Here is a 15,202-nt window from a genome sequence, read left to right as displayed (position 1 = left end):
TCAGCACCCACCAGCCAGTACCCCTGGCCATCAGGCGCCGCCGCCAACCCCACGATCGGCGCTGCCAGGCGGGTCACGCCCTGGGTTGCCGGGTCGCCGTAGAACGGGGCGCCCCCGACCGGCTCCACCGCCCCCCCGTTGTCCACCATCCAGTAGCCCTTGCCGTCGGCCGGGGCAGCTACGGCCACGATGGGCGCCGGCATCGGCGTCGGAGCCGGACCGGCTGGCGCGGCCGGGGTGCCGGTTCCGCCCGACCCCGAGGCCTGTCGGGTCTCCGACGGCCTCCCACCGGAGACCGTCGACGAGGTCGACCCACCACCTCCGCTTCCTGCCGAAGCGGAGGCGCTGCCGGACCCCCCGGCGCCAGCGCCGCTCTGGGAGAGCGGGGCGAGGCTGGCGCCCCCACCCGAGCCTCCCCCGGCCGAACCACCCGAGCCGACCCCGCCGCTCGCCGTCCCGCCTCCCGAGGAGCTCCCGCCCGCCGTCGCACCAGCACCAGCACCAGCACCGCCACCGCCCAGTGCCGTCGCCGTCCCGCCTCCGGTCGAGGTCGACGCAGCGGCGCCGAAGCTCGCCGTGGTCGCCGGGCTGGAGCCCATGGTGAACGACACGGTGACGTTGCCGCTCGGTGACAAGGTGAAGAACGGATTGCCCATCGGCGTGTTCCCCAGGCTGGCCGCCTCGACATAGATGTTGCCCTGCCCGGCACCGCTGGCGTCGATGGTCACCGTCCGGCTGCCGTTCGACAAGGTCGCCGAGGTGAACTCCGGGCTGCCCACGGCCATGACCGTCTCTCCAGGGATCTCCGGGTAGATCCCGAGCTGGGCGAAGACGTCCCAGGAGGACACCGCACCCAGCTCGTCGTGGCCGGGCATGCCCGTCACGCCTCCGACGAAGAACCGTTGCACGATCTCGTTGGTCACTTCCTCGGTGAGCGCCGGGTCGCCCATCCAGTCGCCTTCCCACGGTGCTTCCAGATCATCTTCGTTCGTCACGGCGAAATTGGGCTCGTTTGCCGAGGCGTCCAAGTGCTCGAGGAAGCTGCTCAGCGCACTGGCTGCTTGCTGCTCACCCCCGAGGGCGGTGACGAGCTGGTCGAGGTGCTCGGGGTCGAGCCAGGTGTACTGCGCAGCGTTGCCGTCATCGAACCCTTGCTGGCTCCACTGGCCACTCGGCGCCACACTGCTCACGTCGAAGAACTGGCCAGTGTTCCACGGTGGCGGTGCCTGCCGCTGTGCTCATCCAGACGTCACCGCGCACAGCTCGTAGATTGCCCAGTCGTCCATGGCCAGCTGCTCGGACAGGCTGGTGTAGCCAGCCACGTAGCCGGTCGAGAGGAACTGACCGCCGTAGTAGCGCTCGTAGTACCAGCTCTGCCCGAGGTCGGACCCGTTCTGGGACTGCGTCGCCCCCTTGACCGCGAGCTGCAGGGCTTGCTGCTGCTCGGTGCTCGTCAGATCGCCCCAGGCGGCGGCGTCGGCCAGGAGCACGTCCGCCGGGTCGCCCTCCATCATCCCGGTGTAGGAGTTCGCCACCGACCAGTCCGGGAGCCAGCCTCCCTGTTCGCCGTCGTTGATGAGGCTCTGGACGAACTGCTGGGTGTGCCCCGGGTAGAGCATGGCCAGCAGATTCATCTTTGCGATCTGCCAGTCCCAGGAGGCGAAGTCGGCGTACTGCACCTGGCCTGACGGCTCGGTGTGCACCTGGCCGTCGAACCCGAGGTACTGACCGTTGGCGTCCGAGAACGTCTCGGGTGTCAAGAGGACGTGGTAGAGCTCACTGTAGAGCTCGACCTGCTCGGCAGGTGTGCCTCCTTTGACCTGCACTCTGGAGAGCAGCGCGTTCCACTGTGCCTGCGTGGCGCTGGCCACGCTGCTCTCGCTCCAGCCCGGGTCCTCAGCAGCGAGGTTGTCCTCGGCGTTCGCCACGGACACGTACGAGATGCCGGCCTTGACCCGCACGGTGAGCGAGGAGCTGGGGGTGCCCCAGGAGAGGACGGCGCCAGCTCCCTGCCCGGACGCCTGGTACACCGAGGTCGAGGCGGCTGGGGTGCTGGGGTCGACCTCCAGAGCAAAGTAGACCGTGTAGTGCACCTGGGACTCGCCGCACAGATCGCCGCTGGTCGCCGAGCCCGTGACCAGGGTCGGGGAGTCGACGGTGACCGTCGCGCCGCTGTTGCCGTTCAAGCTGTCACCGGCCTTTACGACCAGCTGGGCCGGCTGCCCGGCGGGGAAGGTCATCTTCATGATGCCGGTCCGGGTGGTGGCGGCCAGGTCGACGAGGACCCCGCCGGCAACAGCCGAGTAACTCCCTGGCGTCCCCTGGCCGTTCAAGAGGGAGTCGCTCGCCGCCCCAGGGTCACTCGGGAGCGAGCCGCTGTAGGGCAACAGGGGGACATCGCCGAAGATCGGGCATTGGGCTCCGGGGAGGTCCGTCAGGGTGAAGCCACGAGTGTCGGTGCCGAGGTTGTAGTTGCCGACCGGGTTCCCGACCGACCCGGGTCCGAACTCGACCATGCCGAAGGGAGCGGCAGCCGCCGGGGTGTCGGTGTTGTAGATGTTCGACCCGACATTGACGTTCACCAGGCTTGCCGGGTCGCTGGTGGCGAGGCTCGCCGCACTGGCCTGCGGGGACGCTGGCAACGAGAGGTCGAGTCCGCCGGTCTCGGCCACGATCAGCTCGCCGAGTGCGCCGGTAGTCACGGGCCAGGGTTCACCCAAACTGGACGCGCTGCTCCACATGGCCAGGGCGTCCTGGGTGGCTTGGGCCGACTGACCACTCTGGTCGAGGCCCCACAGGACAACGCCGTAGATGGACTCCGTCGGTGCCCAGGTGAACAGCCGCCACGCGTTCTCCACGGCGTCGGGGTACGCCGTCGTGGCGGGGTCCGAGGACCACGACACGTCGTCCTCACCGACCCCACCGTTGAACGATTGGGTCTGTGGGTTCCACAACCTCAGCTGGATTGCCGCCTCGAGCTCCTGAGCGGCAAGGACCGCCTGCCCCTCAAGGGTGCTGTCGCCTGCGACGGCGAAGAGATTCGCCGCCGCCAACAGACCCCCGTAGTCCTCGGCGTTGTCCATGGCCATCACCGCGTCGTAGGTCGGTGTGCCGTAGAAGAGGCCATCGGGCTGCTGGGTGGTCATGAGCGCGTGGAAGGCGTTGCTCGCTGCGGTCACCACCCAGTTGTCCGCTGCCGGGATCGTGTCGCCGGCTGCCTTGACGGTCTCATAGGCAGCCAACAGGAACATGGCTGCATAGGCGTCCGTCGAGTCGTACTTTCCGGTGCTCTGGGCCCCAACCCCTGCCGGCAACGGCACGTTGAAGTCGGTCTCGTAGCCCGTGTAGGGCTCCTCGTGGCGGTAGTAGAAGTCCAGTTCCTTCCAGGCAGCTTCGACGTAGGACTGGTTGCCGGTGACCATGGCGGCCCGGGCCAGACCGAGCACGGCATAGTTGGAGACGTAGGTCGTGACGAAGGCGCTCGGCGGGTAGCCCGGTGCTTCCGGGATGGCCCCGTCGGCCAGCTGCGAGGAGACGATCCAGTTGGCCTCGGCGGTCACGGCCTGGTCCACGCTGGCGCTCGTGGCGGCTCCGGCGGCGCTGCTGGCCCCGCCGAGGAGGGCCAGGACCAACCCTCCGGCCATCCCGACCACGGCCCAGGCCCGGAGGCGACGGGTCGGCGTCCTCGAGTGGCTGGTCCCTCGTCCGTCCTTGGCGCGTCCCCAGCGCATCCCGGCTCCCTCCTCGGTCGCGTGCGCGGCGTCACGCGGCCATCGGCGCCAGGGGACGGCCGGTCCACCGGCCGGGGAGCGGGTTGCGGCCCGGTTGAGCCGATCTGTCGGCTCCTTGGCCGACGTCGAGGGTTTCGAGGGCTGCCCCCCGGGGCCTGCCGCCCCGGCTCGGTGCCCCGGCCAGGCTCAGGCAGGAGGCAGGACGGCGACCAACAGCCCGTCGTGGCCCTTGGCGCCCACCGTCTGGAGGACGCTGGCCACCACGCCCTCGGCCCGGGCCACCGCGTCGAAGAGGGCCCGCGTCCCGGCCACGTCGGGGGTCGCCTCACCCTCCTCCAGGATCCGGCCGTGGCGGACGACGTTGTCCACCACCACGAGCCCGCCGGGTCGCGCGAGGCGGCGGGCCCAGCCGAAGTACTCGGCGTTCGACGGCTTGTCGGCGTCGATGAAGCAGAGGTCCACGCTCTGGGCACCGAGCTCGCGCTCGAGGGCCGGCAGGAGGTCGAGGGCCCGGCCCAGGCGGACCTCCACCCGGTCGGCGAGCCCCGCCCGGGCCACGTTGGCCCGGGCCAGCTCGGCGTGCCGGGGTTCGACCTCGAGGGTCACCAGGCGCCCCTCGGGGGGCAGCGCTCGGGCCAGGCAGATGGCGCTGTAGCCAAAGAGGGTGCCGATCTCGAGGACCCGCCGGGCCCCGATGGCCCGGGCGAGGACCTCGAGCAGCCGGCCCTGGAGCGCCGAGACCTGGATCTCCGGGAGGCCCGCGGCCCGGGCCGTCGCCTCAGCTTCGGCCAGGACGGGGTCGGGCGGCAGGAGCCAGCCCACCAGCGCCTCGTCGATGGCCGCCCACAAAGGCGACCCCTGGTCCTCGCCCTGGCCGGGGCGGGGGGCGGGTCCCTCGGGGTCGGCCACGACCGGAGCCTAGCCAGGCACGGGTGCGACACTGGGCCCCATGGAGGAACGCGCTCCACGCCCGCCGCTCGGGCCCGAACGACCCGAGGCCGACCTGGCGGCCGCCCAGCGGCTCGTGCGCCAAGCCCGTCGGGTCCTCGCCCTGACCGGTGCGGGGATCTCCACCGACTCGGGCATCCCCGACTTCCGGGGCCCCGCGGGCCTCTGGACGAAGGACCCCACCGCGGAGCGGCGCTCCTCGATCCACCACTACCTGGCCGACCCCGAGCTCCGCCGCAGCATCTGGCGGGACCGCCTGGCCCGCGGCGGTCCGCCCCCTGCGCCCAACGCCGGGCACCGGGCCCTCGTGGACCTCGAACGCCAGGGCCGCCTTTTACTCCTGGTCACCCAGAACACCGACGGCCTGCATCTCGACGCCGGCCACGACCCGGCCCGAGTGGTCGAGCTGCACGGCACCTCCCGGGCGGCGTCCTGCTTGGACTGCGGCACCCGCTGGCCCATGGCGGAGGTCCTGGCCTGGGTGGCCGCCGGCGAGGACGACCCCCACTGCCCCTGCGGGGGCCTCGTCAAGGCCGCCACCGTGAGCTTCGGCCAAGCCCTCGACCGGAGGGCCCTGGCCCGAGCCGAGGAGGCTGCCGAGGCCTGCGACCTACTCCTCGCCGTCGGCAGCACCCTGGCGGTCTACCCGGCAGCAGCGCTCGTGCCCCGTGCCGCGGCTGCCGGAGCCAGCGTGGTCATCGTGAACGGTAGTCCGACGGCCATGGACGACCTCGCCGACGTCGTGGTCCGGGGCCCCATCTCGACGGTCCTGCCGGCCCTGGTGGCCGCCTGAGGGTGCCGCCTCGGCTCGGCGGCCGGCCTCAGCCCTTGGCGGCCCGCTGGCGGCCCCATCGGGGCTTCAAGGCGAACCACCAGACACTGGCGATGGTGCCCAGCGCTGCCAGACCCGCCGCCACCTGCTTCACCGTCTTGGACGCTCGCACCTCTCGCACCCTAGCCGGACCCCCGGGTCACCGGTCGGCGGCCGATTGCCCAGCTCCCGGGTGGCCCGGCAAGATGAGCGGCCGTGGCCGATCCCCCCCCGCCGACAGCGCCGCCGCCTCGCGCCGGGACCGAGCACCGGCGCACCCGGTGAGGAGACCGACACCGACGTTGGGGTGGCGGGCCGGCTCCGCCTGGTGCGGCCCCAGGGCCGGTTGGCCTTCGCCACCCTCGACGACCCAAGCGGCCAGGTCCAGCTCTTCGCCCGGGACGGGGTCACCGCGGACTTCGAGCAGTTCGGCAAGCTGGCCATCGGCGACTGGGTGGGCGCCCGGGGCCGGGTGGTCAAGACCCGCCGGGGCGAGCTCTCGGTGCTGGTCGAGCGCTGGGAGCTCCTCGCCCTGGCCCGCCGGGGCTTCGGCGACAAGTGGCGGGGGGTCTCGGACACCGAGACCCTCCTACGCCACCGAGAGCTGGACCTGTGGGTCGGGGACCGGACCCGGGAGGTCCTGGTGCTGCGCAGCCAGGTCCTCGCCGCCCTGCGCCGGGCCCTGTGGGACCGGGGGTTCCTCGAGGTCGAGACCCCGGTCCTCCACCCCATCCCCGGCGGGGCCACCGCCCGGCCCTTCGTCACCCACCACCGGGCCCTCGACCTCGACCTCTACTTGAGGATCGCCCCCGAGCTCTACCTCAAGCGGCTGGTCGTGGGGGGCCTGGAACGGGTCTTCGAGCTGGGCCGGGTCTTCCGCAACGAGGGCATCTCCCCCCGGCACAACCCCGAGTTCACCATGCTCGAGCTCTACCTGGCCTACGCCGACTACCAGGACCTCCTGGGGCTCACCGAGCAACTGGTGGCCGAGGTCACCCGGGCGGTGCTCGGCCGGACCACCCTCGAGGTCCACGGCCGGACCCTCGACCTGGCCCCCCCTTGGCGCCGGGCCACCATGGCCGAGCTGGTCTCCGAGGCCCTCGGGCGGCCGCTGGACGTCCACAGCCCCCGGCCGGTCCTCGAGGAGGCGGCCCGCGGCCTGGGCCTCGTGCCCGAACCGAGCTGGGGCCCGGGCAAGCTCCTCCTGGAGCTCTACGAGAAGGCCGTCGAGCCCACCATCGTCGGCCCCCTGGCGGTGCTGGACCACCCGGTCGAGGTCTCGCCCCTGGCCCGCCGCCACCGGGAGGACCCCGAGCTGACGGAGCGCTTCGAGGTGGTGGTGGCCGGTCGGGAGCTGGCCAACGGTTTCAGCGAGCTCACCGACCCCGAGGACCAGCGGGCCCGCTTCGAGGCGCAGGCCCGGGCCCGCGAAGCGGGCGACGAGGAAGCCATGGTGGTCGACGAGGACTATCTCTGGGCCCTCGAGCTCGGCCTGCCCCCCACGGCCGGTCTCGGGCTCGGCGTCGACCGCTTCGTCATGCTCCTCGCCGACGCCAGCCACATCCGGGAGGTCATCGCCTTCCCCACCCTGCGGCCCGAGGCCCCCGGCGCCTAGCCGGCCACCGGCAGGATCGACGGCTCGTCGACCTCGCCCAGCTCGACCGCCACGGCCAGGGTCTCCTGGGCGATCCACTCCCGGTGGGCCAGTAGGGCGGCCGCCGCCGCCGGCAGGACCAAGCGGATCCGGTCCGTCAGGGCCAGGCCCATCTCCTTGCGGCGCCGGTTGACCGAGTGGACCAGGTCGTTCACCTGGCCTTCGAGGGTCAGTTCCTCGTCGAGGGCGGTGTCGAGGGCCACGGCCACCTGGCCGTCGGAGGCGAAGGACCAGCCCTCCCGCGGGATCCGCTCCACGAGCACTTCCTCGGGGCCCAGGTGCTGGCCGGCCACCCGCACCGAGCCGTCCGGGTCGACCTCGAAGGCCCCGGCCGCCAGGGCCGCCCGGACCTCGGCCACCGCCGGGCCGAGCTTGGGGCCGAGGACCCGCAGGTTGGGCCGGACCCGCAGCTCGGTGGCCTCGATGGGCTCGAAGACCACCTCCTTCACCCGCAGCTCCTCGGCGATCTCCCCGGCGTGGGGGGCGGCGGCCGGCGCCCCGTCGACCACGAGCCGCCGGAGCGGCTGGCGGACCCGGATGCCGCTCTCCGCCCGGGCCTGCCGGCCCAGCTCGACCACCGCCCGCACTGCGGCCTGCTCGGCCAGCACGGCTTGGTCCGCAGCCAGCTGGTCCGCGTCGGGCAGGCTCGGCCAACCGGCCAGGAAGACCGAGTCGGGAGCCGACGGCACGGGGTCCAGCACGAGGCGCTGCCAGAGGTGCTCGGCCAGGAAGGGCACGACCGGGGCGGCGAGGCGCACCCAGGTCACGAGCGCCGACCACAGGACCGCCAAGGCCGCCGGGTCCCCGTCCCAGAAGCGCCGCCGGCTCCGCCGGATGTACCAGTTCGAGATGTCCTCCAGGGCCGAGTCCAGGGCCCGGAGCACCTCCACCGTCAGGTAGGCCTCGTAGCCGGCGGTGGCCTCGTGCACCAGCTGCCGGACCCGGGCGGCCAGCCAGCGGTCCAACGGGGCCTCCAGGCCGGCCGGCTCCCCCGCCAGGTCCGCCAGGTCGGGGGTGAACCCCTCCACCAGGTTGGCGTACTGCACGAGGAAGGCCACGCTGTTCCACAAGGTCAGCAGCCGCCGCTTCACCTCGTGGGCGGGCCCGAAGCCGAACAGGAGGTTCTGGGTCGGGGGCTGCTGGCAGTACAGCCAGCGCATGACGTCGGCCCCCATCCGCTCGAAGGCCTCGTCGGCGTCGATCATGTTGCCGTGCGAGCCGTGCATCTCCTGCCCGTGCTCGTCCAGCATCTTCTCGTAGGTCAGGACCCGGCGGTAGGGGGCCCGACCGGTCAGGACGACCGACATGAAGAGCTGGGAGTAGAACCACAGCCGCACCTGTTCCCGCATCTCGGAGACCAGGTCCGCCGGGAACCACTGCTCCCAGTAGGCGTGGTCGGGCAGGTCGGCCACCGTCAGCCCGGCGGCCGCCCCGGTCCCGAGGCCACCCGAGACCCGGACCGGGTTCTGCCAGCCCAGGGTCGAGAACGGCACGATGCCGGCGTCCAGCCAGACGTCCCCGACTTCCTTCACCCGCTCCACCGGGGCCCCGCACGCCTCGCAGCGCACGGTCACCCGGTCGATCCAGGGTCGGCGGAGCTCCGGCAGCTCCCCGACCGGGCCGACCGCCCGCTCCAGGAGGTCCGCCTTGGACCGCAGCACCGTGAGGTGCCCGCAGCCGCAGGGGTAGAAGGGCAGGGGCATGCCGTAGTAGCGCCGCCGGGAGATGTTCCAGTCGGTCATGTTGGCCAGCCAGTCGTCCATCCGCTTGCCGACCGAGGCCGGGATCCACTCCACCGTCTCGTTCGCCCGTCGCAGCTCGTCCCGCAGGGGGTCCACGGCGATGAACCAGTCGTCCGAGAGGCGGAAGATCAGCGGGGTATGGCAGCGCCAGCACTCCGGGTAGCGGTGCCGGATGGTCGTGGCGGCGACGAGGAGGCCGCGGCGCTCGAGCTCGGCCGGCACGAGGGTCCGGGCGTCGTCGGTGCTCCGCCCGGCGAGCGAGCCGTACTCGGGGAGGAAGCGCCCCGCCTCGTCGACCGGGGTCAGGACCGCCAGGCCCTCCCGCCGGCCCAGCTCGAAGTCCTCGGCGCCACAGCCCGGGGCGATGTGGACCAGGCCGGTCCCCTCGTCGAGGGCCACGTCCTCCCAGGCCACGACCCGGTGCTCCACCCCCTGGCCGGGCCCGAGGTCGTCGAAGGGCCCCTGGTAGCGCCAGCCGACGAGCTCGGCACCGGGCCGCACGTCCTCGAGCTCGGCGCCGGCCCCGCCGGGAACGGCAGCAGCCCGCTCCACGGCCACCCAGTCCCCGGTGCCGGGTCGACGGCCGTAACGGGCGTCGGGATGCACGGCGACGGCCACGTTGGCCGGCAGGGTCCAGGGGGTCGTCGTCCACACGACCAGGGACTCCCCGGGTCGGTCCCGCAGGGGGAACCGCACGAACAGCGAGGGGTCCTCCCGGTCGACGTAGCTGCCCACCAGCTCGTGGGCCGAGATGGAGGTGCCACAGCGCGGGCACCACTCGGTGGGACGGTTGCCCTGGTAGAGCAGGCCCCGGTCGGCCACCGTGCCGAGGAAGCGCCAGATGTACTCGATGTTGGTGTCCGAGAAGGTGAAGTAGCTGCGCTCCCAGTCCATCCACATGCCGAGGCGGATGGAGCCCTTGGTGAGCTCGGTGGACGACCAGACCACCACCTCCCGGCACTTCGCGGCGAAGCGCTCCAGTCCGTACTGCTCGATCTCCCGCTTCGAGTTCAGCCCCAGGGACCGCTCGACGCCGACCTCGATCCACAGCCCCTGGCAGTCGAAGCCGTTCTGCCAACGCAGCTCGTGGCCCCGCAGGGCCTTGTAGCGCTGCACGACGTCCTTCAGGGTGCGGCCCCAGGCGGTGTGGACCCCCAGGGTCTTGTTGGCGGTCACCGGCCCGTCCACGAAGGAGAACCGGGGACCCCCGGCCGTCCGCTCCCGGAGCCGCTCGAAGGTCCGGTCCCGCTCCCAGCGCTCGAGGACGTCCCGCTCGATGGCCCCGTGGTCCGGCTTCTCGGGCAGCGGTGCGAACACGCCCCCGAAGCCTACTGGCGGGGTTCCCCCTGCCCCGACCCCGCGACCGGGCTCAGAAGGCCGTCAGGGGGTCCCGGGGCCCGTGGACGACCTCGAGGCCGGCCGGGAGGCCCCGGACCTCGACCTGGTCCCCTTCGACCTCGATCTCCACCCGGGCCCCGGCCAGGGGCACGCCCCGCAGGGCCAGGCGGGGCACCCCCTCGGGGAGGGCCGGGGCCAGCCAGAGCTTGCCCTGGGGCACGTAGGGGTCCAGCCGGAGCAGCGTCCGGAGGCACAAGAGGGGCGCGGCCGACGCCCAGGCCTGGGGGGAGCAGGAGGTGGGGTAGGCCACCGGGCTGGCCAGCTCGGCGCGGTCCAGGCCGCTGAAGAGCTCCGGGGGCCGACCCCCGAAGGCCACCGCAGCGTCGAACAGGCCGCTCACCAGTCGTTGGGCCTCCTCGACGAACCCGTAGCGGGCCAGGCCGGCGGCCACGATGGCCGTGTCGTGGGGCCAGACCGAGCCGCAGTGGTAGCTGATGGGGTTGTAGCCCCCCATGCTGGTCGCCAGGGTCCGGACCCCCCAGCCGCTGTAGAGCTCGGGGGAGAGCAAGCGGGCCGCCACCTGGGCCGCCTTGTCCCGGTCCAGCAGGCCGGTCCACAGGCAATGGCCCATGTTCGAGGTCAGCGAGTCGATCGGCCGCTTGTCGGCGTCCAGGCCCACGGCCAGCCAGCCCCGGTCCTCCAGCCAGAAGTCCTCGTTGAACCGGGCCTTCAAGGCCGCGGCCTTCTGGCGGTAGCGCTCCATGGTGGCCAGGTCGCCCCGCTCCCGGGCCACGTGGGCCCAGGCCAGGTAGGCGCCGTAGACGTAGGCCTGGACCTCGCAGAGGGCGATCGGGGCGCTGGCCACCCGTCCGTCCGCGTAGCGGATCCCGTCCCAGGAGTCCTTCCAGCCCTGGTTGGCCAGGCCCCGGTCGGTGGCCCGGAGGTACTCGACGTAGCCGTCGCCGTCCCGGTCCCCGTAGCGCTCGATCCACGCCACGGCGGCCTCGGCGTTGGGCAGCAGCTCCTCGACCGCTTCTCGGGCCAGGCCCCAGCGGCGCAGCTCGCCGAGGAGCATGACGAACAGGGGAGTGGCGTCCGCGGTGCCGTAGTAGCGGCTGCCCCCGCCCAGGCTCATGGAGGGCGCTTCGGCGAAGCGCATCTCATGGAGGATCCGACCCGGTTCCTCCTCGGTCCGGGGGTCCACCTCCTTGCCCTGGAAGCGGGCCAGGGTCTGGAGCACCCCGAGGGCCAGGTCCGGGTCGAGCAGGAGGGCCATCCAGGAGGTGAGCAGGGAGTCCCGCCCGAAGACCGTCATGAACCACGGGGCCCCCGCGGCCACCACCGCCCGGTCGGGGAACTCGGGGTCGAAGATCCGCAGGGCCCCCAAGTCCTCCACGCTCCGCTCCACCACCTGGTGCCAGCCCTCGTGCCCGATCTCCACCGTCGGGGCCAGCCGACGCCACCGGGCCAGTCGTTCGCTCGGGGCCGCCCGCTCCACCGGCTGGCCGCAGCGGTACCGGGGTTCGATCACCACCTGGTCGATGACGGCGGCCACCTCCAGGCACACCGACCACGAGCCCCGGGCCGGCACGATGGCCTCCCACGCCACCAGGCCCTCGGCGGCGCTCTGGGCTTCGGGGGAGAACCGCACCAGGCAGCCCCGGGCGACCGGTCCCCGCCGGTAGTCGAAGCGCAGCTCGGCCGGGGACTCGACCCGGTCCCGCTCGCCGTCTCGCTCGGTGGGTCGGCCCTCCTTCACCGCGAACAGGTCGGCGAAGTCCGCGTCGAGGAACAGCTCCAGGCGGCAGAAGGTCGGCTCGTCCCCGTAGTTCCGCACCACCAGGTCCTCGCGCAGGCCCCGGCCCACGTAGCGCGAGCGCAGCAGCACCAAGGTGGAGTCGGCCCGCCCGCCGTCGGGGACCTCCCGGGAGACGAACGTGGCGGCGAAGGGGTCGGTGGTGACCACCCCCAGGAGCTCGGGGCGGCGGCCGTTCAGGCGCAGCTCCAGGCGGGAGAGGACCCGGGTGTCCCGGACGAAGAGCCCGTGGGCCCCGCCGGGGACGAAGTCTCCCTCGGCCGAGGAGATGGCGAAGGTGGACTCCTCGACGAGGGTCACCGACCCCCCGCCCCGGGCCAGCGCCACCGGCTGGCCGCTGAAGGTCCAGGGCGCGCTCACGCCCCCCGCCCCCTGGCCGCGGGTCGGCTGCCTCCTCCCTGGGTGCTCCCAGCCTTCGGCACGCCGCAGGACGCTACCCAACCCGGCCGCCCGACGCACCCCATTCCCACTACCTCCATAGTGCAAATGGGGCGGGGCCGGCTAGACTCGGGGCATGGCCGCCGAGCGCTCGGACCTCGACACGGGAGCCACGCCTCCCCTGCTCGCCCTGGAGGGACTCTGCGTGGCCGCCGAGGACCGGGAGATCCTCCACGGCCTGGACCTCGAGGTCGGGTCCGGGGAGGTCCACGCCCTCATGGGTCCGAACGGGTCGGGCAAGTCCACCCTGGCGAACGTGATCATGGGCAACCCCGCCTACCGGGTCACCGGGGGCCGGATCCGGTTCAAGGGGGAGGACGTCACCGACTGGCCCACCGACGTCCGGGCCAAGGCCGGCATCTTCCTCGCCTTCCAGCACCCCGAGGCGGTGGCCGGCGTGCCGGTCGTCCAGTTCCTCCGCCAGGCCATGGCCGCCCGAGCGGGCGAGGACCGTTCGGTCCTCGAGGTCCGCTTCGCCATGCGGGACTGGATGACCCGGCTCGGCATCGACGAGGCCTTCGCCCAGCGGCCCCTCAACGAGGGGTTCTCGGGCGGCGAGCGCAAGCGCAACGAGGTCCTCCAGCTGGCCCTGCTCCGCCCCGAGCTGGCCATCTTGGACGAGACCGACTCGGGCCTGGACATCGACGCGCTGCGGATCGTGGCCGAGGGGGTCGAGGCGGTCCGGGCGGAGAACCCGGACCTCGGGATCCTCCTCGTCACCCACTACCGCAAGATCCTCGACCTGATCCGACCGGACGTGGTCCACGTCCTGGTCGACGGCCGCCTGGTGGCCTCAGGGGGCGAGGAGCTGGCCCGGCGACTGGACATCGAAGGGTACGAGCCGTGGCGGAGCTGACCGCACGGAGCGACCCTCGCGCCGCCGAGCTCGACGTGGCGGCCATCAAGCGGGACTTCCCGGTCCTGGCCGAACGGTTCCGGGGCCGGCGCCTGGTCTACCTTGACTCGGCGGCCTCCGCCCAGCACCCCCTGCCGGTCCTGCGGGCCCAGGAGCACTACTACGAGCACGCCCACGCCAACGTCCATCGCGGGGTCTACGCCCTCGCGGAGCGGGCCGACCAGCTCTACGAGCGGGCCCGGCTGACCGTCGGCCGTTTCATCGGGGCGCCCGACCCGGCCCGTGAGGTGGTCTTCACGAAGAACGCCACTGAGGGCCTGAACCTGGTGGCCCAGGCCTGGGGTCGTCGCCACCTGCGGCCGGGCGACGTGGTGGTGGTCACCGAGCTCGAGCACCACGCCAACCTTGTGCCCTGGCTCATGCTGGCCGAAGAGCGCCAGCTGGAGCTGCGCTGGCTGGAGATCGACGAGGGGTTCCGCCTGGACCTCTCCCGGCTCACCGAGGTCCTGCGAGGAGCCCGGGTGCTCGCCATCTCGGCCATGTCGAACGTCCTGGGCACCATGCCCCCGGTGGCCGAGCTGGCCGAGGCGGCGCACCGGGCCGGGGCCCTCGTGGTCGTCGACGGCGCCCAGCTGGTCCCCCACCAGCCGGTGGATGTCGGGAGCCTCGGGGCGGACTTCCTCGCCTTCTCGGGCCACAAGATGTGCGGCCCGACCGGCATCGGGGTGCTCTGGGGCCGAGCCGAGCTCCTGGCGGCCACCCCGCCGTTCCTCGGTGGGGGCGGCATGATCAAGGACGTCCGCCGGGACGGCTTCGTCCCCGACGATCCGCCCCAGCGCTTCGAGGCGGGCACCCCGCCGATCGCCGAGGCGGTGGGCCTGGCCGCCGCCATCGAGTACCTCCAGGGGATCGGCCTCGACCGCATCGCTGCCCACGAGCACCACCTCACCGCCTACGCCCTCGAGCGCCTGCAGCAGCGCTTCGGTCGCGACCTGGTCATCCACGGACCCCGGGAACCCGAGGCCCGAGGCGCCGTCTTGTCCCTGGCCTACCGGGACGTCCACCCCCACGACCTGGCCCAGGTCCTCGACCAGGCCGGGGTCTGCGTCCGCGCCGGCCACCACTGCGCGAAGCCCCTGATGCGCCGCCTCGGGGTGGCCGCCACGGCCCGGGCGTCTTTCTACCTCTACAACGACGAGGACGACGTCGAGGCCCTGGCCGACGCCCTGGCCTCGGCCGGTAGCCTCTTCGGGTAGCGCCCGAGGGCAGCCGGGCCGATCGGTGCGACCGGTGGCCCGCCGCAGCCCTCGGGACCGGCCAGCCGAACGGAAAGGGCACCCGGCATGAACGACCTGGAGGACCTCTACCGGGAGATCATCCTCGACCACTACCGCAATCCCCGCCAGCGTGGCGAGCTGCCCACCCCGCCGGCGACGCGGGCCGAGGGCTTCAACCCGCTGTGCGGCGACGAGGTGGTGGTCTTCCTTCAGGTCGAAGGGGACCGGCTGGTCGACATCCGCATCTCCGGGCAGGGCTGCTCCATCAGCCAGTCCTCGGCTTCGCTCATGGCGGCCGCCGTGAAGGGCAAGTCCCTGCCCGAGGTCCGCCGGCTCATCGCCACCTTCAAGGCCATGATGTCGGTCCACGGCACCGCGCTCGGCAGCGACGCCGACGGCGAGGAGCCGAGCGGGGAGGCCGAGGACGCCTCGGGGATCGTCCCGGTGGACCTCGACAGTCTCGGGGAGCTGGCGGCCCTGCAGGGCGTCGTGAAGTTCCCGGTCCGGATCAAGTGCGCCACGCTCTCCTGGAACACCTTGGCCCAGGGGCTCGACGAGCTGGCCGCCGCCCGCTGACCAGCGGGACGCCGT

Annotated in this window: 9 protein-coding genes and 1 pseudogene; 5 read left to right on the top strand and 5 right to left on the bottom strand. The window is 72.8% G+C overall.

The features are described 5' to 3' along the window. Both Acit_RS02915 and Acit_RS02910 read right to left on the bottom strand, forming a co-directional pair. Window positions 1–2,741: pseudogene (locus tag Acit_RS02915) on the bottom strand (glycoside hydrolase domain-containing protein); the annotation flags it as partial. A 1,176-nt stretch (window positions 2,742–3,917) separates the two neighbouring features. Next, complete coding sequence (locus Acit_RS02910; protein WP_248105519.1) at window positions 3,918–4,640, bottom strand: O-methyltransferase; 723 nt, start codon at window positions 4,638–4,640, stop codon at window positions 3,918–3,920. 40 nt (window positions 4,641–4,680) lie between these two features. On the opposite strand from Acit_RS02910, the gene Acit_RS02905 reads away from it, so the two are divergent. Continuing rightward, complete coding sequence (locus Acit_RS02905) at window positions 4,681–5,472, top strand: SIR2 family NAD-dependent protein deacylase (RefSeq protein WP_248105517.1); 792 nt, start codon at window positions 4,681–4,683, stop codon at window positions 5,470–5,472. Between the two features lie 28 nt (window positions 5,473–5,500). Here Acit_RS02905 and Acit_RS12750 read toward each other — a convergent pair whose 3' ends face one another. After that, the gene (locus Acit_RS12750) at window positions 5,501–5,623 is read right to left on the bottom strand and encodes a hypothetical protein (protein ID WP_282436065.1); all 123 of its coding nucleotides are present in this window, start codon (window positions 5,621–5,623) and stop codon (window positions 5,501–5,503) included. Between the two features lie 60 nt (window positions 5,624–5,683). On the opposite strand from Acit_RS12750, the gene lysS reads away from it, so the two are divergent. Continuing rightward, window positions 5,684–7,105, top strand: coding sequence for a lysine--tRNA ligase (lysS, locus tag Acit_RS02900; protein ID WP_312709262.1), 1,422 nt, complete (start codon window positions 5,684–5,686; stop codon window positions 7,103–7,105). On the opposite strand, the gene ileS is transcribed toward lysS, so the two are convergent. Both ileS and Acit_RS02890 read right to left on the bottom strand, forming a co-directional pair. After that, entirely contained in the window at window positions 7,102–10,203 is a 3,102-nt protein-coding gene (ileS, locus tag Acit_RS02895; protein WP_248105513.1) for an isoleucine--tRNA ligase, read from the bottom strand. The two genes, lysS and ileS, sit on opposite strands and share 4 nt — an antisense overlap. Before the next feature lie 52 nt (window positions 10,204–10,255). Then, a complete protein-coding gene (locus tag Acit_RS02890; protein ID WP_248105511.1) occupies window positions 10,256–12,400 on the bottom strand; it encodes an amylo-alpha-1,6-glucosidase in 2,145 nt (714 codons plus the stop codon). Window positions 12,401–12,554: 154 nt separating this feature from the next. On the opposite strand from Acit_RS02890, the gene sufC reads away from it, so the two are divergent. From sufC to sufU, 3 genes are all read left to right on the top strand, one after another. After that, complete coding sequence (gene sufC / locus Acit_RS02885) at window positions 12,555–13,334, top strand: Fe-S cluster assembly ATPase SufC (protein ID WP_248105509.1); 780 nt, start codon at window positions 12,555–12,557, stop codon at window positions 13,332–13,334. Next, window positions 13,322–14,590, top strand: coding sequence for an aminotransferase class V-fold PLP-dependent enzyme (locus Acit_RS02880; RefSeq protein ID WP_248105507.1), 1,269 nt, complete (start codon window positions 13,322–13,324; stop codon window positions 14,588–14,590). The genes sufC and Acit_RS02880 overlap by 13 nt, the downstream gene beginning before the upstream one ends. A gap of 87 nt (window positions 14,591–14,677) precedes the next feature. Further along, window positions 14,678–15,187, top strand: coding sequence for a Fe-S cluster assembly sulfur transfer protein SufU (gene sufU, locus Acit_RS02875; protein WP_248105506.1), 510 nt, complete (start codon window positions 14,678–14,680; stop codon window positions 15,185–15,187). Window positions 15,188–15,202 lie beyond the last annotated feature (15 nt).

The sequence above is a fragment of the Aciditerrimonas ferrireducens genome (genome assembly GCF_023130475.1).
GTDB lineage: Bacteria > Actinomycetota > Acidimicrobiia > Acidimicrobiales > UBA8190 > Aciditerrimonas > Aciditerrimonas ferrireducens.
Note: the sequence above shows the minus strand (reverse complement) of the source record. Positions and strands in the feature narration are given on the sequence as shown.